This is a genomic window from Streptomyces sp. NPDC039609 (genome assembly GCF_055596705.1).
The window spans coordinates 274,929-294,511 of record NZ_JBVIUJ010000002.1 but is presented as its reverse complement, the minus strand read 5'-3'; the positions used below and the strand labels follow the sequence as shown (position 1 = coordinate 294,511).

General features: G+C 71.9%; 14 protein-coding genes. 4 read left to right on the top strand and 10 right to left on the bottom strand.

What is annotated here, in order from left to right:
* Positions 1–70 precede the first annotated feature (70 nt).
* Positions 71–1,924, top strand: a complete 1,854-nt coding sequence (locus ACZ561_RS06810) for a glycoside hydrolase family 3 protein (RefSeq protein ID WP_470990522.1) — start codon at positions 71–73, stop codon at positions 1,922–1,924.
* A gap of 79 nt (positions 1,925–2,003) precedes the next feature.
* Complete coding sequence (locus tag ACZ561_RS06805) at positions 2,004–2,657, top strand: hypothetical protein (protein WP_470990520.1); 654 nt, start codon at positions 2,004–2,006, stop codon at positions 2,655–2,657.
* A gap of 152 nt (positions 2,658–2,809) precedes the next feature.
* Here ACZ561_RS06805 and ACZ561_RS06800 read toward each other — a convergent pair whose 3' ends face one another.
* Entirely contained in the window at positions 2,810–4,258 is a 1,449-nt protein-coding gene (locus ACZ561_RS06800; RefSeq protein ID WP_470990518.1) for an aminopeptidase, read from the bottom strand.
* A 99-nt stretch (positions 4,259–4,357) separates the two neighbouring features.
* Positions 4,358–4,756, bottom strand: a complete 399-nt coding sequence (locus ACZ561_RS06795; protein WP_470990515.1) for a hypothetical protein — start codon at positions 4,754–4,756, stop codon at positions 4,358–4,360.
* Between the two features lie 230 nt (positions 4,757–4,986).
* Between ACZ561_RS06795 and ACZ561_RS06790 the strand changes: the two genes are divergently transcribed.
* Positions 4,987–7,557: a DUF6185 family protein gene (locus tag ACZ561_RS06790; protein ID WP_470990512.1), complete on the top strand. Its 2,571-nt coding sequence runs from the start codon at positions 4,987–4,989 to the stop codon at positions 7,555–7,557.
* Here the strand turns inward: ACZ561_RS06790 and ACZ561_RS06785 are convergent.
* From ACZ561_RS06785 to ACZ561_RS06755, 7 genes are all read right to left on the bottom strand, one after another.
* Positions 7,554–7,928, bottom strand: coding sequence for a hypothetical protein (locus tag ACZ561_RS06785; RefSeq protein WP_470990509.1), 375 nt, complete (start codon positions 7,926–7,928; stop codon positions 7,554–7,556). The genes ACZ561_RS06790 and ACZ561_RS06785 overlap by 4 nt on opposite strands.
* 50 nt (positions 7,929–7,978) lie before the next feature.
* Positions 7,979–11,704 (bottom strand): ABC transporter ATP-binding protein, encoded by a 3,726-nt coding sequence (locus tag ACZ561_RS06780; protein WP_470990507.1) that lies wholly within the window; start codon positions 11,702–11,704, stop codon positions 7,979–7,981.
* 151 nt (positions 11,705–11,855) lie between these two features.
* On the bottom strand, positions 11,856–12,281 hold the full coding sequence (locus ACZ561_RS06775; protein ID WP_470990505.1) for a PIN domain-containing protein: 426 nt from the start codon (positions 12,279–12,281) through the stop codon (positions 11,856–11,858).
* Positions 12,278–12,487, bottom strand: a complete 210-nt coding sequence (locus ACZ561_RS06770) for a type II toxin-antitoxin system VapB family antitoxin (protein WP_383553898.1) — start codon at positions 12,485–12,487, stop codon at positions 12,278–12,280. Before ACZ561_RS06770 ends, ACZ561_RS06775 begins: the two co-directional genes overlap by 4 nt.
* Positions 12,488–12,557: 70 nt before the next feature.
* Positions 12,558–14,240: a thiamine pyrophosphate-binding protein gene (locus ACZ561_RS06765; RefSeq protein ID WP_470990503.1), complete on the bottom strand. Its 1,683-nt coding sequence runs from the start codon at positions 14,238–14,240 to the stop codon at positions 12,558–12,560.
* 452 nt (positions 14,241–14,692) lie between these two features.
* On the bottom strand, positions 14,693–15,667 hold the full coding sequence (gene speB / locus ACZ561_RS06760; RefSeq protein ID WP_376444948.1) for an agmatinase: 975 nt from the start codon (positions 15,665–15,667) through the stop codon (positions 14,693–14,695).
* 84 nt (positions 15,668–15,751) lie between these two features.
* Positions 15,752–17,230 carry a sodium:solute symporter family protein gene (locus ACZ561_RS06755; protein ID WP_470990501.1) on the bottom strand — a complete coding sequence of 493 codons (1,479 nt, stop codon included), beginning with the start codon at positions 17,228–17,230 and terminating at the stop codon, positions 15,752–15,754.
* Between the two features lie 185 nt (positions 17,231–17,415).
* Between ACZ561_RS06755 and ACZ561_RS06750 the strand changes: the two genes are divergently transcribed.
* Positions 17,416–18,933 carry a PucR family transcriptional regulator gene (locus ACZ561_RS06750; protein WP_470990499.1) on the top strand — a complete coding sequence of 506 codons (1,518 nt, stop codon included), beginning with the start codon at positions 17,416–17,418 and terminating at the stop codon, positions 18,931–18,933.
* Here ACZ561_RS06750 and ACZ561_RS06745 read toward each other — a convergent pair.
* Positions 18,927–19,532, bottom strand: a complete 606-nt coding sequence (locus ACZ561_RS06745; protein WP_470990497.1) for a hypothetical protein — start codon at positions 19,530–19,532, stop codon at positions 18,927–18,929. The two genes, ACZ561_RS06750 and ACZ561_RS06745, sit on opposite strands and share 7 nt — an antisense overlap.
* Positions 19,533–19,583 lie beyond the last annotated feature (51 nt).

The following is a 19,583-nucleotide window of genomic DNA, read 5'->3' as shown; positions in this document are numbered from 1 at the left end:
GCAGTTACTTTCGGGCTATCCGTGACTCCTGGAAGTTTCCTTCAACCTTGCACGGCCGGAAGGAGCATCAGTGCACCACCGCGCCACCTCCAGACGCACCCTCCTCACCGTCACCGCCGCCGCGGCGGCCGCCGCCGTCACCGGCGTGACCACCCCGAACGCCCACGCCGACTCCGCCCACTCCGACTCCGCCGGACTCGCGTCCGACGACCGGAGCCTCCGGCGGACCATCTCCCGCATGTCCCTGGAAGAGAAGGTCGGCCAGCTCTTCGTCATGCGGGTGTACGGCCACTCCGCCACCGCCCCCGATCAGGCCGACATCGACGCCAACCTCGCCGAGCTCGGCGTCCGTACCGCCGCCGAGCTCGTCGAGAAGTACCACGTCGGCGGCGTCATCTACTTCGCCTGGGCACACAACACCCGCGACCCGCACCAGATCGCCGAGCTCTCCAACGGCATCCAGCGCGCGGGCCTCGCCCAGCCCACTCCGCTGCCCCTGCTGATCTCCACCGACCAGGAGCACGGCATCGTCTGCCGGGTCGGCAAGCCGGCCACCCTGCTGCCCGGTGCCATGGCGCTCGGTGCCGGAGGCTCCCACTCCGATGCCCGCAAGGCCGCGCAGATCGCGGGCGCCGAGCTGGCCGCCGTCGGCATCCGGCAGAACTACGCGCCGGTCGCGGACGTCAACGTCAACCCCGCCAACCCCGTCATCGGAGTCCGCTCCTTCGGCTCCGACCCGCAGGCCGTCGCCGATCTCGTCGCCGCGCAGGTGAAGGGCTATCAGCGGGCCGGGATCGCGGCGACCTCCAAGCACTTCCCCGGCCACGGGGACACGGCCACCGACAGCCACTACGGGCTGCCGACCATCACGCACACCCGCGAGCAGTGGGCCGAGCTCGACGCCCCGCCGTTCCGGTCCGCGATCGCCGCCGGCATCGACTCGATCATGACGGCGCACATCGTCGTGCCCGCACTCGACCCGAACGAGGACCCGGCGACCCTCTCGCGCCCGATCCTCACCGGCATCCTGCGCGAACAGCTCGGTTACGACGGAGTGGTGGTCACGGACTCCCTCGGCATGGAGGGCGTACGGACGAAGTACGGCGACGATCGCGTGCCGGTGCTCGCCCTCAAGGCCGGTGTCGACCAGCTGCTCAACCCGCCGAAGCTGGACATCGCCTGGAACGCGGTCCTCCAGGCCGTCAAGAACGGCGAGCTGACCGAGGCCCGGCTCGACGAATCGATCCTGCGGATTCTGCGCCTCAAGGCGAAACTGGGGCTGTTCCGCAAGCCGTTCGTCACGTCCGCCGGAGTGGACCGTACGGTCGGCACCGCCGCCCACCTGGCCCAGGCCGACCGGATCGCGGAGGAGACCACGACCCTGCTCCTCAACGAGGGCGGATTCCTGCCGATCAGCCGGCGCAGCCACGGCAACGTGCTGGTCGTCGGCGCCGATCCGGCCTCGCCGTCCGGCAGCACGGGCCCGCCGACCACGACCCTCGCCACCGCCTTCATCGGACTCGGCTTCTCCGCCACGGCGTTGTCGACCGGGATCACCCCGACGGCGGCGAAGATCGACGAGGCGGTGGCCGCGGCGGCCGGCAAGGACGTCGTCGTGGTGGGCACGTACAACGTCTCGGCGACCAGCCCGCAGCGCACCCTGGTCTCCCGGCTCGTCGCCACCGGTGTGCCGGTCGTGACGGTCGCCATCCGCAACCCGTACGACATCGCAGGGCTCACGGGGCAGCGGGCGACCGTCGCCGCGTACTCCTGGACCGATGTCGAACTGCGGGCCGCGGTGCGGGTGATCGCGGGTCACGCCCGGCCGAAGGGGCGTCTGCCCGTGCCCGTCCAGCGGGCGGACGATCCGACGAAGGTGCTGTACCCGGTCGGCCACGGCCTGTCCTACGCGAAACGTAACTGAGGACGCAGACCCCCCGTTCTTCCTGGCGTGCGCCCGCTCCGGCGCGCCACGCTGGACGCGGAGATCGGGGGGTCTTTTCATGCGCGCTCTCAGGAGCGGGTGGGGGCTGTTCGGGGGGCTGTCGCTCGGAGTGCTGCTCGGGGTGTCGCTGTCGGTGCTGCTGTTCGCGGTGGCCGGCTGTCAGCGGTCTCCGGACTCCGGGCTGCCGGGCCCCGTCACGTACACGACCTCGCCCGTCGGCCACGGGGCGGTGTTCCTGGGGCCCGGGGACTGTTCCACCCGTGGCGCGGTCTACCGCGAGGTGCCGTGCACGAGCGAGAAGGCGGCGGCGCGGGTGACGACCCGGTACGAGGGTCAGGCGCCGGGGAGGTCCGCCGGTGCGACGTGCCCTGCCACCACGGACTTCGTCCTGCACGTCTCGGAGAACCGGTCGGCGGCGGACGAGGACGGCGACGGCGCTGTGCCGCAGGGGTACGCCTGTATGCGCAATCTGGAGCCGCCTCATCCGGGCGACCCGGGCCGGGGCGGCGGTCCGCGCACGGTCGTCGGGGACTGCCTCTCCGCCTCCCGCGAGGGCCAGGTGAAGGAGACGGCCTGCGACGGCTCCGGCGAGCGCCCGCCCGTCTACCGGGTCGCCTCGGCGGTCACGAGCCGCGACCGCTGCCCGTCGTCGACGGCGCTGTTCGTGTCGCTGGGCGGGGAAAGGCCGGTGGGTTGCGCCCGGCGGCTGTGACACCACCGGGCGCGCCCCGCACTCACACGAGGCTCACGCCGCGAGCGCAGTGCTCACGTCGGAGAGCCGGATCCTCTCGAGCGCAGTGCTCACGCCGGAGAGCCGGAGGCTCGGACGGACGAGAGCCGTGGCTTCGCTGCCCTCCGCGCGACTCACGGACGTACGCCGTGCTCCCGGCTCAGCTCGTCCTCCGCCGGCTTGTCGAGAGCGGCGTCGAAGCGGGCCAGCGGCTGCGCGGCGGCGGCCGTCGGGGCGTCGACCCCGGCCCAGGCGAGGATGCGGGCCGTGGCCTTGGCGCGCTCGGCCTCGACGAGGCCCGCGACCTGGGCGCCGTGGTTGGCACCGGGGGCGGTGTAGACGTAGCTGTCACGGGCGCCCTTGCCGATGCGGAACGGCTCGGCTCCCCACGGGTCGTTGCCGCCGTAGACGAACATCATCTGGTTCGCGTTCTTGCGGACCCAGTCGTCCACGTCCCGCATGGCCGACGGCTTGAACTTCGTCGGGATCTCACGCGGCACGAAGTTCCGCGCCGGCTGGTAGCCGTAGCGGGACAGGCCCTTCAGGTGCGGCAGCTTGATGTGGGGCGAGCCGAGCTCGGTCGCGGCCTGGTAGTAGTACGGGGTGTACGGGTCGAGGCCCTGGTCGGTGTAGAAGGACCAGCCGGAGTAGGCGTCGATGGTCTCGTAGACCTCGTCGTCGCTCGCGGCCTTGGCGTCCGGGATCGAACCGCAGACGTCCTCGCCGTAGTACTGCCAGAAGCCCCAGACGAAGTCGAGGACGACGGCCTCGTACGCCTTGTCGAGGGAGCCGACGGTGTTGAAGGTGGCACCTTCGGTCGCGGCCCACTCCTTGTACTTCTTCTGGAGCGGCTCGCGACGGATCAGTGCCTCGCGCTGCATCGCGTTGAGGCGGTCGCGGCACTCCTTGGTCCCGACGGACTCGAAGAACCGGTCGTAGGCCGAGTCCTCCTTGTTGTTGACGTCGTTCGGCGCCACGTAGGCGACGACGCCGTCCATGTCGCGCGGGTAGAAGCGCTCGTAGTAGGTGGCCGTCATGCCGCCCTTGGAGGCGCCGGTGGAGAGCCACTTCTGCCCGTAGATCTTCTTCAGGGCGGTGAAGATGCGGTGCTGGTCGCTCGCGGCCTGCCAGATGTCCAGCTTGGACCAGTCGGCGGGCTGCGGACGGGACGGGGTGAAGAACCGGTACTCCATGGAGACCTGGTTGCCGTCGATGATCCGGGTGGGCTCACGGCGGCTGGGGGTGGTGCTCAGCCCGTAGCCACTGGTGTGGAAGACGGTCGGGCGGTCGGTGTCCTTGTGGAGGAGCGACAGCCGCTGCTTGAACGTGCCCTTCCACGGGCGGTGGTGGTCGATCGGTTGGGTGTATTCGAGGACGAAGAAGCGGTAACCGGCGTACGGCTTCTCCTCGATGAGGCTCATTCCGGGGATCGCCAGGATGCGGTCCTTGATGTCCGTACCGACGGCGCTCTCGGCGACGGTCGGGCTGCCGGTGGCCGACTCGGCGGCGGTAGCCGCACCACTCGCCCCGACGGTGCCTATGAGCACCGTGAGCGACGTCAGCCAGATCAGCGACTTGCGCATTCACCCTCCCCTTGATTCACAACGGTGTCGCGAACCTAGCGGGGGCAACGTGGGTGCCGCCAGACCCAGTTGGCCCTTACCTGTGCGACGGCACAGGTTTCAGCAGAGAACCCAGCCGGTCGACCCGCTCCGGCCGGCGACGGTGCCGGTGGCGCGGACGCAGCGGTTGAGGGCGTGCACGGTGACCGGACCGGCCTGCCGGGTGAAGTGCCCGCTGTCGACCGCGGGCCGCCCGCCACGGGGCTGGAGGGAGACGGACATCGCACGCCGCGGGCCGGGGACCTTGGCGACGGCGAGGGCGCAGACGTACTGCCGGCTGCGGTAGAGGCGCAGCTCCCCGGTGGCGAAGCCGACGGTCTTGGTGGGCCGGCCGCTGCACAGCGATCCTGCGCTCGCGGACGCGGTGCCCGGCCCGGCGAGGGTGAGGGCGCCGACGGTGAGCAGGAGAACGATCAGATACGCGAGGGGCCGCCGAGCCGCCCGAACCTCACCGAACACACGCACCCCTCCCTCGACTCTGGTCACACATGCGTACGACGCAGGAGGAGCCGATTCGGTTGCCGTCATTCGATACGCTTTCCCGCTCGGATCGAGGGACGGGTGGGTTCTCAGGGGTGGGTTTCTCAGGGGTGGGATCCTTACGGGCATCGCGCGGTGCGTCCGCACGAACGATCTGCTCTCTCGCGGCCGTCGGGTTGCTCGCGTTGTTGGTGCTGGCCTGCGGTCTGGTGTCGTCCGGGACCGCGTACGCCGCCGAAGAGCCGCCCGACAACGTCTGCGTCAAACGGACACTGAGCCGCGCCGAGGTCGACGCGTCGGTGCGGATCGCGCACGACGGCGAGTACTCGACCAAGGTGACGAGCGATCTCGTGATCAAGGTGCCGCGCGGCTGGATGTGGTCGTCCGCCCTGCTCCTGAACAGGGAGACCGAGGACTACCGGACGGCGATGCGCTGTCTGCTGCGGTCCTCCGATGCGGCGACGCAGTACCGCGACACGGAATGGCAGTACAAGCAGCCCAAGGTCACGGCCGACAGGACCTGGGTCACCGTGGAGCAGCAGACCGTCACCTGGGTGTCCGCGAAGGGCGACCGTGACGTCGGACCGTGGCACATGGTCTCGGGTAGCCGCACATGGCACCTTGAGCTCCTGTCCCCCGACTCGCTGTCCCGGTCCGTGTGGAGCCGGGTGCGGATCGATCTCGGGGGCCGGCCCGCGCGTTCCGTGCTCCCCGCGCCGACGGTGGGGTCCTCGACCGTACTGACCTGGAACGGCACGGCGACGACCCCGGGCCCGCCGCGCGGTCTGCACCTGGAGCTGCAGCCTCCCGCCACCAAGGCGAACGCCGCTCGCTGGGCGACCTACCCGTGGAACAGGGCCGACGTCCTGGCCTGGTTCTCCTGGGACGTCGCCGTCTTCGCGACGACCCTGGTGCTGGTCCGAAGGCTCCGGCACCGGCCGCCACTGGCCCTGCCCACGCCGGAGGAGGAGGCGGCCCGGCGGAACCTCCGCGCGGTGGCCTGGACATGGTTCATCATCACCGTGGTCCATGCCGGCGACGACCACCTCCTGAACTACCTGGAGGAGTTGCCCGACGGATTCGCGTACACGGAACACCGGCAGGCGGTCCATCTGGTCGTGACGGCGCTCCTGGCTGTGCTGCTGTGCGTCCTCGGCAGGCCCGGCCGGGTCGCCCTCGCCGCCGTGACGGTGGCGCTCGGATACGTCGGCACCCTGGCATTCACACCCGCGCTCTTCGGGCTGCCGCCCACCATGGTGCTGTACTGGGTCGACGACCCCGACGAGGTCGCGGCCTTCGAGGCGGCAGGGGGCATGTACTGGTTCGCCCTCGGCTGCGCAGCTCTGGTGTTCATCTGGCTGGTGGGTCTGGTGAGCAGCTGTCTGCGGCTGTGGCGGGACTCGTTCCCGGGCGGCGCCGGCGGCGCCGTCCTCCGCGGCCGCTTCTCCCCCGCCGTCCTCGCCGTCCTCGCCCTCGTCTCGTGCGCTGTTGTCGCGGGCAGCCTGTGGGCCGCGGCGTACTGGTGGGACCGCGTGTCCTGGCTCACCGACCGCGGCCAGGGCGCCTATTACGCCCTGTTCCGGGCGGCCACCATCTTCAACGACCAGCGGTGGTTCGCCTCCAACTTCGCCGACTGGGCGAGCGGCACCGCCTGGTGGTGGATGACCGCCGTCGCCCTTGTCGCCCTCGCCCGCGCACGGCAGGGCGCGCCGGGGTACACGGGCGAGGTCCTGCGGCCGCACGACCCGTTGCTGCTCAAGGTCTTCTTCGTGGTGGCCGTGGCCCCCGCCTTCGGTCTGTACGGCGGAGTGCCCCTGCCGCTGCTGTCGCTCGCCGTCCTCTGGTTCCCGCTCACCGCGCTGCTCGCGCTGGGCCGAAGGTACGCCGTCCTCGCCCGGCAGCTCACTCCTGGGGTCCCGCTCCATCGCGTCGTCGGGGAGCACCACCGGACCCGGCTGATGGCCATGGCGCGCCGGCACCGCGAGCTGCACGCCGAGCTGCGCCGGCTCGAACAGGGGCAGATGGAAGGGGAACGGGCCGCCATCGAGCGGAAGCTGGACCGGCTGCACCGCTGGACTCCGCTCCACCCCCTGCATCCGCACCACCGCGTCCGGCTTCCGCACGCCGTCGGTCCGGTGGAGCTGGCGCTGGCCTGGGGGCCCCGGGCCGACTGGTGGGCCAACGCCTGCCGTGCTGCGGCCATCGCCTCGCTGGTCGGGCTGCCCGCCACCGGAGTGCTGTTCTGGGCGGAACAGGTCCGGGGCACCCTCTGGGTCGACACCTTCAGTTACCAGTTCGGTTTCGCGAGCATGCTGACGTACGTGGTGAGCCAGGTGTTGATCTGGGCAGGGGCCGGATTCACGCTGGGGGCGCTGTGGCGGGTGCTGCCCATGCGTCGCGGCCCGGGCCGCGGCTTCGGCCTGGCGTTCGTCTACTCCCTGCCCTGGCTGGTCGACCTGCTGGGCAATGTGATGGTCGGTCAGCCGGTCGGCACGGCCGCGCTCAACGCGGCCCTGATGACGCTCGTGCTGACCATGACGGGGATGCTCATGGACATCGACACGTTCCGGCAGGAGCGGCACTACTGGCCCACCCGGGCGAGCCTGCTGCTGTCCCTCTACCAGATGCGTACGGCCTCGGCGCAGGTCGCCCTGTTCGTCGCCCAGGTGGTGGCGCTGGTCACCATCTGGACGCAACTCAGCGGCAACCCCCCGGTCGTCCTCATCGACCACCAGGGGCCGATCGGCACGTCCGTCCCGGGCGGCAGCTCGGGCCACTAACCGCCGAAGTAGACGAGGACGAGAAGCAGGAACACGCACTCCGCGCCGATCATCGTCCAGAACGCGGCCTTGCGGGAGGACGCGGGGGCGGGGCCGTCCGGGGTGCAGAGCGCGTGGATCCAGGACCCGGCCGCGACGGCGAGGGTGGCGAGGTACACCCAGCCGGGGGTGGTGCCGCAGTCACCCTTGAGGACGCAGCCGGAGCCCTCGGGCGTGGTCAGACTCAGGAACACGACCAGGACGGTCGCGGGCGCCACGGCCAGCCCGCACCACAGGGCGCGGGTGCGCAGCCGGTAGGCCGCCGGGTCCGGGCGGGCGGAGCCGCCGGGGCGGGACGCGGCCCGGGCGGGTGCGGGATGCTCGTTGCTCATGGCCCTGATTCAATCCCGGCCCCGGAGGGCGGCGGAATCCGCGTTCGTACTCAGACCGCCTTCGCCGCCGCCGGTTCCGCCTCGCCGATGAACGTGCGCCACAGCTCCGCGTACCTGCCGCCCCGGGCGAGCAGCTCGTCGTGGGTGCCGTCCTCCGCCACGCGGCCCTGCGCCATGAGGATCACCCGGTCCGCGCGGGCGGCGGTGGTGAGCCGGTGGGCGACGACCAGTGTCGTACGCCGCCCGGCCAGGCGGTCGGTGGCCTGGTTGACCTGGGCCTCGGTCGCCAGGTCGAGGGCGGCCGTGGCCTCGTCGAGGAGCAGGACATCCGGGTCGACGAGCTCGGCGCGGGCCAGGGCGATCAGCTGCCGCTGCCCGGCGGAGAGGTTGCGGCCGCGCTCGGCGACCTCGTGCAGGTAGCCGCCGTCCAGGGTCGCGATCATGTCGTGGGCGCCGACCGCGCGGGCGGCCGCCTCGACCTCGGCGTCGGTCGCCTCCGGTCGGCCGTACGCGATGGCGTCGCGGACCGTCCCGGCGAAGAGGTACGCCTCCTGGGGCACGACTCCGAGCCGGTGGCGGTACGCGGTGAGGTCCAGGTCCCTGAGGTCGGTGCCGTCGGCCGTGACCCGGCCGGTGGTCGGGTCGTAGAACCGTGCGACCAGCTTGACCAGCGTGGACTTCCCGGCGCCGGTCTCGCCGACGAAGGCGACGGTCTGCCCGGCGGGGATGCGCAGATCGATCCCGGTCAGGGCCGCGTCCCCGCCGTCGCCGACGTCGGTGCCGTACGCGAACGACACGTCCTCGAAGGCGATCTCGCCGCGCAGCGACAGCACGTCCTGGGGTTCGTCGGTGGCGGCCGTCGACGTCGGCTCCTGGAGCAGCTCCTGCATCCGCTTCAGGGAGACGGCGGCCTGCTGGTAGCCGTCGAAGACCTGGGAGAGCTGCTGCACGGGCGCGAAGAAGAGGTCGATGTAGAGCAGGTAGGCGACGAGCGCGCCGGTGGTGAGCGTGCCCGCCTCGATGCGGTTCGCGCCGACGATCATCACGGCCGCGGCGGCCACGGAGGACAGCAGCGTGACGAAGGGGAAGTAGATCGAGATGAGCCACTGTCCGCGGACGCGGGCCTCGCGGTAGTCGTCGCTGCGGGCGGCGAACCGGGCGGCGCCGGACTGCTCGCGGCGGAAGGCCTGCACGATCCGCAGGCCGGAGACCGACTCCTGGAGGTCGGCGTTGACGACGCTGATGCGTTCCCGCGCCAGCTCGTACGCCTTCACGCTGGAGCGGCGGAAGAAGAACGTGGCGACGGCGAGGACGGGGAGGGTCGCGAAGACGACCAGGGCGAGCTGGAGGTCGAGCACGAGCAGCGCGCCCATGATCCCGAAGAAGGTCGTGACGGAGACGAACGCGGTGACCAGGCCGGTCTGGAGGAACGTCGACAGCGCGTCCACGTCCGTCGTCATCCGGGTCATGATCCGGCCGGTCAGCTCGCGCTCGTAGTAGTCGAGGCCGAGCCGCTGGAGCTGGGCGAAGATCTTCAGGCGCAGCGCGTAGAGGACGCGTTCGCCGGTGCGGCCGGTCATCTTGATCTCGGCGGTCTGGGCGAACCACTGCACGACCACGGTCAGCAGGGCGAGCGCGGAGGCGGCCCAGACGGCGCCCATGGCGAGCTTGTTCACACCGTCGTCGATGCCGTGCCGGATCAGGACGGGCAGCAGCAGGCCCATGCCGGCGTCGACGGCGACGAGGCCGAGGCTGATGAGGAGCGGGATGCCGAAGCCGCGCAGCAGGCGGCGCAGTCCGTAGGACTCCTCGGGGGTGACGGCGCGGGCCTCGTCGACGTCCGGGGTGTCGGTGGCGGGCGGGAGCGCCTCGACGGCGGCCAGGAGTTCCGGGGTGGCTCCGGGGGCCTGGGACTCCTCGCTGTCGGTCTCCTCGCGCACCCAGAGGGTGGGGGTGATGCCGCGCTCGGCGTCGAACTCGGCGTCCAGTTCGGCGCGCAGGGTGCGGTCCTCGGGCACCTCGACGGGCACGGTGTGGCCGGGCGAGACGCCGCCGAGCTCGTCGGGGTCGGTGAGGAGCTGCCGGTAGAGCGCGGAGCGCTCCTCCAGCTCCTCGTGGGTGCCGATGTCGGAGAGCCGGCCGTCGTCGAGGACGGCGATCCGGTCGGCGAGGCCGAGGGTGGAACGGCGGTGGGCGATGAGGAGCGTGGTACGGCCGGCCATCACGGAGGCGAGGGCCTCGTGGATCTCGTGCTCCACGCGCGCGTCGACCGCGGAGGTGGCGTCGTCGAGGAGGAGCAGCCGGGGGTCGGTGAGGATGGCACGGGCGAGCGCGATGCGCTGGCGCTGGCCGCCGGAGAGGGTGAGGCCGTGCTCGCCGACCTTGGTGTCGTAGCCGGCGGGCAGCTCGGCGATGAAACGGTCCGCCTGGGCGGCGCGGGCGGCGGTCTCGATCTGCTCCTGGGTGGCGTCCGGGTGTCCGTACGCGATGTTGGAGCGGATGGTGTCGGAGAACAGGAAGCTGTCCTCGGGGACGAGTCCGATCGCGGCGCGCAGCGAGTCGAGGGTGAGCTCGCGGACGTCGTGGCCGCCGACGAGGACGGCGCCGTGGGTGACGTCGTAGAAGCGGGGCAACAGGAGCGAGACCGTGGACTTGCCGGAGCCGGACGCGCCGACGACGGCGACGGTCTCGCCGGCGCGGATCTCCAGGGAGAAGCCGTCGAGGACGGGGCGGCCGTCCTCGTAGGCGAAGCCCACGGCATCGAACTCGACGGTGGCCTCGGCGTCCGCCGGCAGCTCCTTCGTGCCGTCCTTGATCACCGGCTCGGTGTCGATGAGCTCCAGGACCCGGTCGACGCCCGCGCGGGCCTGCTGGCCCACGGTGAGGACCATGGCGAGCATCCGGACCGGGCCGACGAGGGAGGCGAGGTAGGCGGAGAAGGCGACGAAGGTGCCGAGCGTGATCTGGCCGCGGGTGGCGAGCCAGCCGCCGAGGGCGAGGACGGCCACCTGGCCGAGCGCGGGGACGGCCTGGAGGGCGGGGGTGTACTTCGAGTTGAGCCGGATGGTACGCAGCCGGCCGGCGAAGAGCTTGCGGCTGGCGTCGCGGATCTTGCCGGTCTCCTGGTCCTCCTGCCCGAAGCCCTTGACGACCCGGACGCCGGTCACGGACCCGTCGACGACCCCGGCGACGGCGGCGGCCTGCGCCTGGGCGTACCAGGTGGCCGGGTGCAGGCGGGTGCGGCTGCGCTTGGCGATGAACCAGAGGGCGGGTGCGACGGCGAGGGCGACGAGGGTCAGCGGGAGGGAGAGGGCGGCCATCACTCCGAGGGAGATCCCGAAGAGCAGGATGTTCCCGATCGTCATCGGGAGCATGAAGAGCAGCCCCTGGATGAGCTGGAGGTCGCTCGTGGCCCGTCCGACGACCTGCCCGGTGGACAGCTCGTCCTGCCGTCGGCCGTCGAGCCGGGTGATGGTGCCGTACATCTCGGTACGGAGGTCGTGCTGGACGTCGAGTGCGAGCCGTCCGCCGTAGTAGCGGCGGACGTAGGTGAGGACGTAGACGACGACCGCGGCGGCGAGGAGGAGGCCGGTCCAGACGGCGAGGGACCTGGTCTTCGCCCCGATGACGTCGTCGATGATGACCTTGGTGATGAGCGGTACGAGGGCGAGGACGGCCATGCCGGCCAGGGAGGACCCGAGCGCGAGCACGACGTTGGCCTTGTACCGCCACGCGTACCCGGCCAGCCTGCGCGCCCAGCCCTGCGCCTGCGGCACCTGCCGATCCGCCTGTTTCTGCCCCGCCGCGGCCACGTGGTCGCCTCCCGTTCGTCCTGCTCTACCGGAAGGCACCAACGCGGCTGAGGTGGGATTTCATCCCGCTGCAACAAACCGCGGGAGAAGACCGGTCCGTGGTCCTAGGACCGGGTCAGTCGGCTGTCCCGGTCGGGGCGATCCACTGGGTGGGCTGGCCGGTCACACAGGCGACTGTCTCGAAGTCCTTGTCGTAGTGGACGAGGGTGAGACCGGACAGCTCGGCGGTGGCCGCGACGACCAGGTCCACAGGACCTGCGCTGCGGTGCTCGCCACGATTGGTCAGCATCTGCTGGACGCGGCGCGCTCGCTGGTAGACCCCTTCAGGAACGGCGACCCAGTTGAAGAGCTGGGCAAGGCTGTCTTCCTTGGCCAGGCGGTCATTCGCGGACTGAGCGGAGTAGAGGATCTCCAGCTCACTGATGTCACACAAGCCGATGACGCCCTCGGCCATGTGCTTCACCCACTTCTCGCGCACATGCTTGTGGTCGATGATCCGGAAGACGGCGGACGTGTCGATGAGGTAAGTCAGTGGGCTCACCGACGGTAGTTCCTCTTGTCCCGGAGGATCTCGAAGTCACCGCGTTCACCCATGGCCACCAGCGCGTCCAGGGCTTGCAGGCGCTTGTGCCGCCGGGCGACTTCCAGAAGGGCGGCATTGACCGTGTCCTTCTTCGTCTTCGTGCCCAGTATTTCCGCCGCCTCCGCGAGAGCCAGGTCATCGACTTCCACATACAGGTTCGACATGCCCCATCCTCCCTATGTACTGGTCAAAGGGAGGATATGCCTCGCAGGTCACACCGGCAATGCCGGTCCCTCAGAGGTGTGAGGGCTCGAACATCCGCAGCAGCGCCGGGAGGACCACGACCGATGGACCGGGCGTGGCCAGGGCCTTCGCGAGGTCGGCCGTCAGGGTCTCGGGGGTCGTGCGGGACGCCGGGACGCCGAAGGACTCCGCGAGGGCGACGAAGTCCGGGCGGGCCAGTTCCGTGCCCGTGGCCTCGCCGAACGCGTCCGTCATGTACTCGCGCAGGATCCCGTAGCCGCCGTCGTCGACGATCAGCCAGGTGACGTCGAAGCCGTACTGCTTCGCCGTCGCCAGCTCCGCGATCGAGTACATCGCGCCGCCGTCGCCGGAGACCGCGAGGACCGGGCGGGTCGGGTCGGCCGCCGCCGCGCCGAGGGCGGCGGGGAAGCCGTAGCCCAGGCCGCCGGCGCCCTGGGCGGAGTGCATCGTGTTGGGGTGGCGGGCGTCGAAGGCGGACCAGGCCCAGTAGGCGAGGATCGTCATGTCCCAGAAGCTCGCCGCCGTGTCCGGCAGGGCCTCGCGGACCGAGGCCACGATCCGCTGCTCCAGGCCCAGGTCCTGGGCCGCGATCCGGTCACGGACCTTGGTGAGGACCGCCTTGACGCGCTCGGGGGCGTCGGCGTCCTCGCGGACCTCCACCGTCTCCAGAAGCGCGGAGAGCGCCAGGCGGGCGTCCGCGTGGATACCCAGCGCAGGGTGGTTCGACTCCAGCTTGCCCGCGTCCGCCTCGATCTGGATCACCCGGCCGCGCGGGGCGAACGTGTGGTAGTTCGAGGACAGCTCGCCCAGGCCGGAGCCGACGACCAGCAGGACGTCGGCGTCCTCCAGGAAGTCGGTGGTGTGGCGGTCCTCCAGCCAGGACTGCAGCGAGAGCGGGTGCTGCCAGGGGAAGGCGCCCTTGCCGCCGAAGGTGGTGACCACGGGCGCGTCGATCCGCTCGGCGAGCGCGCGCAGCTTGCCGGAGGCGTCGGAGCGCACGACACCGCCGCCCGCGATGATCGCGGGCCGCTCGGCGTTGGCGAGGAGATGCGCCGCCACCGCCGTCAGCTCGGGGCGCGGGACGACCTCCTCGGGCGTCGCGTCCATCGCCGTGACCACGGGCAGGGAGGTCTCCGCGAGGAGGACGTCCTGCGGGATCTCGACCCAGACCGGACCGTGCGGCGCGGTCAGCGCCGACTCCCATGCCGCCGCGATCGCGGACGGGATCTGGGACTGCGTACGGACGGTGTGCACCGACTTCACGATGTCGCGGAAGGACGCCTGCTGGTCGCGCAGCTCGTGGAGGTAGCCGTGCCGGCCGCCGCCGAGTCCGGCCACCGGGATCTGGCTGCCGATCGCGAGGACCGGCGCGGAGGCGGCCGCCGCCTCCTGGAGCGCGGCGAGCGACATGAGCGCGCCGGGGCCGGTGGAGAGCAGCAGCGGGGCCGCCTCGCCGGTCATCCGGCCGTACGCGTCGGCGGCGAAGCCCGCGTTGTTCTCGACACGCAGTCCGACGTACGTGAGGGAGGAGCGGCGCAGCGCGTCGAACATGCCGAGGGCGTGCTGGCCCGGCAGGCCGAAGACGGTGGTCGCACCGAGACCGGAGAGTGTCTCGACGACGAGGTCCCCGCCGTTCCGCCCGGCGGGCGGGTTGAGCGCGGCGGTGATCTGCGCCTCCGTGGGGCGGAGTACCAGGTCGTGGTCGTGGGTCATGGACGTTCCCCAGGGTGGCGTGGTCGGTCAGGTACGGCGGGTGGTGCGGGTGAGGGCGGATGACGCTCGGCCCGGTGTCGCGGGTGGGCCCGGCCGGTCCGGGCGGCGCGGCCCGTCGGCGCCGGGCACGACCCCGGTGCCGACGTTACGGCCCCAGGGCGGCCCGGCGCGGCGCCGGGGTCCCGGCCGACGCCACCGGGCGACGCCACGGGCCGAGACGCCCGGGGGCGGCCCCCGGACCACCGGGTACGGGGCCGGCTCCGGGCGGCCTCGCGTCACCGGCCACCGGAGTGGACGGCCCAGGTAGCCACCCGACTGGACGACCGCAGGTCACCGGGCGCTGCGCCGGAGGGCGGTCGACTGACGGAGGGTCCCCCGGGTGGACGGCCCCGGGGTGCCCGGCCTTCTCCGCTCGCCCGGCCGGGGCGGGCCCGGCGGGCGAGCGGCTCGCGCTACTGCGCCGCGCGGCTCTCCGCGATCTGGCGCGACATGATCGTCGTCAGTTCGTACGCCGTGTGCGAGGCGGCGACCGCGGTGATCTCGGCGTGGTCGTAGGCCGGGGCGACCTCGACGACATCGGCGGAGACCAGGTTGCAGGAGGACAGGCCGCGCAGGATCTCCAGGAGCTCGCGGGAGGTCATGCCGCCCGCCTCCGGGGTGCCGGTGCCGGGCGCGTGGGCCGGGTCGAGGCAGTCGATGTCGATGGAGATGTACAGCGGGCGGTTGCCGATGCGCTGGCGCAGCTGATCGGCGACCTCGTCGGCGCCGCGACGGTAGATGTCCGACGAGGTGACGATGCCGAAGCCCATCTTCTCGTCGTCGGTGAGGTCCTGCTTGCCGTACAGCGGGCCGCGCGTACCGACGTGGGAGAGGGCCTCCGTGTCGAGGATGCCCTCCTCGACGGCGCGGCGGAACGGGGTGCCGTGGGTGTACTCGGCGCCGAAGTAGGTGTCCCAGGTGTCGAGGTGCGCGTCGAAGTGGAGCAGGGCGACGGGGCCGTGCTTCTTGGCGACGGAGCGCAGCAGCGGCAGGGCGATGGTGTGGTCGCCGCCGAGGGTCATCATCCGGGCGCCGGTGCCGAGCAGGTCGTCCGCCGCGGCCTCGATCGTCTCGACGGCCTCGTTGATGTTGAACGGGTTGGCGGCGATGTCACCGGCGTCGGCGACCTGGGCCAGGGCGAACGGCGAGGCGTCCTGCGCCGGGTTGTACGGGCGCAGGAGGCGGGAGGCCTCGCGGATGGCGTTGCCGCCGAAGCGGGCGCCGGGGCGGTAGGAGACACCGCTGTCGAAGGGGACGCCGACCACGGCGATGTCGGTGGTGCCGACCTCGTCGAGTCGCGGCAGCCGGGCGAACGTCGCGGGACCGGCGTACCGCGGGATGCGGGACGAGTCGGTCGGGCCGCGGAAGGCGTTCTGGTCGCTGCTCATGGTCGGGTCCTCCTGGGGTGTGTCGGTGGTGTCCGGTCGGGGGCCTCGGGTCTCGGGGCCCCCGGCCGGGAGTCTGCGGTGCGGTCAGCCGGTCGCGGCGGCCGGCACGGTCTCCGGTGTCGCGTCGGCGTCGGCCGCGTCCTGGCCTGCCAGCCGGGCGCGCCAGTTCGCGAGCACGACGGCGTCCGTCGGGCGGGTCGCCAGGGAAACGATCACATAAGCGGCGAGCGAGGCCAACAAACCATAGTAAACAGGCTCATTTGCCAAGATTCCGTAAGCCCACATCAGGCCAATCACGGACAGGCCGCCGACGGTGACCGCGGCCAGGGCGCCCTGCACGGTGCCGCGGCGCCACAGCAGGCCGCCGAGGATCGGCACGAGCAGCCCGCCGACCAGCAGGTTGTAGGCGACGGTCAGCGCCTGCACGACGTCGTTCAGGGCGATGGCGATGCAGATGGTGGCGATGCCCATGAGGAGGATGAAGAGGCGGTTGCCCTTCACCTCGTCGTGGTCCTCGCCGCCGCCCCCGGCGGTCAGCCCGCGCAACCTCGACCAGATGTCGTTGTTGGCGACGGTGGCGCAGGCGATCAGCGCGCCGGAGGAGGTCGACATGACGGCGGCCAGCGCGGCGGCGAGGACCAGACCCCGGACACCCATGGGCAGCTCGTCCTTGACGATGGTCGCGAAGGCGTCGTCGGCGCTGGGCAGGTTCGGGTAGAGCACCTTTGCCGCGGTGCCGATGACGGCGCCGGCGAGGGCGTAGACGAGGCAGTACGTACCGGCGACGGTGCCGCCCCACTTGGCGACCTTGTCGGTCCGGGCGGTGAAGACACGCTGCCAGATGTCCTGGCCGATGAGCATGCCGAAGGTGTAGATCAGCACGTAGGTGAAGATCGTCTCGCCGCCGATGCCGAGCGGGGCGAAGTACTCGGTGGGCAGCTGGGCCTTCATCTGGGCGAAGCCGCCGGCCTTGATCACGGCGATGGGCAGCAGCAGGATCAGCACGCCGATGGTCTTCACCACGAACTGCACCATGTCGGTGAGGGTGATGGACCACATGCCGCCGAGCGTCGAGTACGCGACGACGATGGCGCCGCCGAGGACGATCGCAACCGTGCGGGGGAGGTCGAAGAGGACGTCGAAGATCGTGGCGTACGCGATGGTCGAGGTGACGGCGAGCATCAGCGTGTACGCCCACATGACCACGCCCGAGATGACGCCGGCCTTGCCGCCGTAGCGCAGGTCGAGCATCTCGGAGACGGTGTAGACCTTCAGCCGCGCGATGCGGGCGGAGAAGAAGACCGAGAGGGCCAGCAGGCCGAGGCCGATGGCGAAGACCATCCAGGCGCCGGAGAGACCGTACTTGTAGCCGAGGCCCACGCCGCCGATGGTGGAGGCGCCGCCGAGGACGATGGCGGCCATGGTCCCGGAGTACATCCAGGGCCCGAGGCGACGGCCCGCGACCAGGAACTCGCTCTTGGACTTGGCGCGGCGCATACCCCACCAACCCATCGCGAGCATCCCGGCCAAGTACAGGACGATCACTGTGTAGTCGACGGCCATGGGGCCCTCCCTCGTTCACTTCGGTGGCGTGTCGTGCGGGTGGAGTGACTCCAGTGACTGATCGCGGGGACATCCGCCCGTACCCGCGGCCGCTGGATGGGACGACAGTAGGTGGCCGGAAAGCGACGATGAAGTGTACGTTTCATCCACTGTTCACAGGCGGGATGTACGAAGGGTCCACACCCATGTCCGCACAGGAGCCCACGCCCACACCACCGGCCCCGCCCGCCCCACCGGTCTCACTGGCCGCACTGCTCGGCCGCCAGGATCTCGGCCTACGACTGCTGGCCGGACCCGAGGACACGGCCATCCACTGGGTGCACACCTCCGAGATGGCCGACCCGTATCCGTATCTGCTCGGCGGTGAGCTGCTGATGACGGCGGGCGTGCAGCTCGCCGATCCGGCGCGCTATGTCGAGCGGATGGTGGAGGCGGGCGCCGCGGCGCTCGGCTTCGGGGTCGCGCCGGTGTACGACACGGTCCCGGCGGAGCTCGTCGCGGCCTGCGAGCGCCATGGGCTGCCGCTGCTCGAAGTGCCCCCGCAGACGCCGTTCACGGCGGTGGCCCGGGCGGTGTGGCGGCTGATGGCGGAGGCCCGCCTCCGCGAGCTGCGCCGGGTGACCGAGGCGCAGCAGTCGCTGGCCACGGCGGCCGCCCGGCCGGCACCGGTCCCGGCGGTCCTCGGCGCGCTGGCGTCCCGGCTCGGCGGGCGGGCGGTGCTGTACGCGGCGGACGGCACGGCGTACGCGGCGGCCGGCCGGGCGATCGGTGCGCAGGCGGAGGCCGCGCTGCGCCACCTGGCGGAGGTGGTGGGGCCGCGCCCCGGAGGACCGGCGTCCGCGAGCGGGGACGGCGGCGGGATGGTGCTCGCGGCCTACGCGCTGGGCGGCGGCGACGGGCTCGCGCTGGGTGTGGCGGCCGAGCGGCGGGAGACCGCGGACCACACGATCGCCGGGGTGGCGGTCGTCCTGCTCTCCCTGCTGACCGCCCCGCACCGCGGCGCGGACGTCTCCGCCCGGGACGCGGCCCTGGTCCGCCTGCTGCTCGGCACTCCCCCCGCCGACGCCGCTGCCGCCCTGGGCCCGGGTCCCTGGACGGTGGTCCACGCCCAGGGCGGCGACGGCACCCCGTTCGCCGCGTCGACCCTGGCCTCCGCCCTGGGCACTCCGCTGCTCGACACGGGCGGGCCGGAGGAAGGCGTGGTCCGGCTCCTCCTGCCCGCCTCCTCCCCCGCCACCGCGCAGCCCGGGTGGACCCTCGGGGTCAGCTCCCCCGTCGATGCCCGGGACCTCGCCGTCGGCGACACTCAGGCCGGGCGGGCGCTGCGACGGGCGGAGGCGACCCGCGCGGCGCTCGTACGCCATCGGCCCGCCGGATTCGGCGGGCTGATGGACCCCGCGGAGGCGTCCGCGTACGCCCGGAGCGTGCTCGCGCCGATCGGCGAGCCGCTGACCGAGACACTCCGCACCTGGCTCTCGCTGCACGGCAACTGGGACCGCACGGCCGTCGCCATGGACATCCACCGCAACACCGTCCGCCAGCGCATCGCCCGCTGCGCCACGCTCCTGGACATGGACCTGGACGACGCGGACGTACGGATGGAGCTGTGGTTCGCCCTCGGCCGGGTGTCCCGGCCTCCCGGCGCCGCGGCCACTCCCCCCCGGGTGACCGCGGCGCCGGGCGCTCCGGCCCCGGGTCAGTAGAGCTTGTTGACGGCGGTCTTCGTCGTCGTGCGGAAGGCGGTCAGCGGGGCGTCCTTGAAGTCGCCCATCTGACCCCAGCGGACGAGGGTGACGGTGCGGCCGTCGCGGCCGACGGAGAAGAGGTGGATGTCGGTGACGCCGATCTGCGGGTCGGCGGTGTCCAGGCTGTAGACCCAGGCACCCTCCTCGACGGCGAGCTTGCCGTGGGAGGCGCTGACGGCGTGCAGGCCCGGGTTCTGCCGCTCCAGCAGGGGCCCGCAGCCGGCGAGGGCCTTGCGGAGGGTGTCGACCAGCTTCACGGCGTCGGCCTCGGTGCGGGCGACGGTGGTGATCTGGACGCCGTTGGTGTCGAGCTCGGTGTTGAACTCGCGGTAGCGGGTGTTCTGCGCCGGGATCTTGTACGGGGCGCAGAGGGCGCCGCCGTTCTCCGGGATGCCCGTGAAGACCTGGGTGGCGGTCCACGGCGTCGACGACGGCGGCATCTGGGAGGCGGCGAGGAAGGCGGGCTGGGCAGCGGCCTGCGCCGGGGCCGTGGCGAGGGCCGCGAGGCCCAGGGCGGCAGCGGCGGCGGTGGCGAGTGCGGTACGGAGCTTGTTCATGGTGGTGGATCCCCCGTCGGGTCGTTCGGTCAGTGCTCGACCAGCGTCGGG

Coding starts and splice junctions, on each gene's coding strand:
- ACZ561_RS06800 (WP_470990518.1), bottom strand. CDS start 4,258: ATGCGCAAGTCGCTGATCTGGCTGACGTCGCTCACGGTGCTCATAGGC.
- speB (WP_376444948.1), bottom strand. CDS start 15,667: ATGAGCAGCGACCAGAACGCCTTCCGCGGCCCGACCGACTCGTCCCGC.
- ACZ561_RS06745 (WP_470990497.1), bottom strand. CDS start 19,532: ATGAACAAGCTCCGTACCGCACTCGCCACCGCCGCCGCTGCCGCCCTG.
- ACZ561_RS06805 (WP_470990520.1), top strand. CDS start 2,004: ATGCGCGCTCTCAGGAGCGGGTGGGGGCTGTTCGGGGGGCTGTCGCTC.
- ACZ561_RS06770 (WP_383553898.1), bottom strand. CDS start 12,487: ATGTCGAACCTGTATGTGGAAGTCGATGACCTGGCTCTCGCGGAGGCG.
- ACZ561_RS06765 (WP_470990503.1), bottom strand. CDS start 14,240: ATGACCCACGACCACGACCTGGTACTCCGCCCCACGGAGGCGCAGATC.
- ACZ561_RS06750 (WP_470990499.1), top strand. CDS start 17,416: ATGTCCGCACAGGAGCCCACGCCCACACCACCGGCCCCGCCCGCCCCA.
- ACZ561_RS06785 (WP_470990509.1), bottom strand. CDS start 7,928: ATGAGCAACGAGCATCCCGCACCCGCCCGGGCCGCGTCCCGCCCCGGC.
- ACZ561_RS06755 (WP_470990501.1), bottom strand. CDS start 17,230: ATGGCCGTCGACTACACAGTGATCGTCCTGTACTTGGCCGGGATGCTC.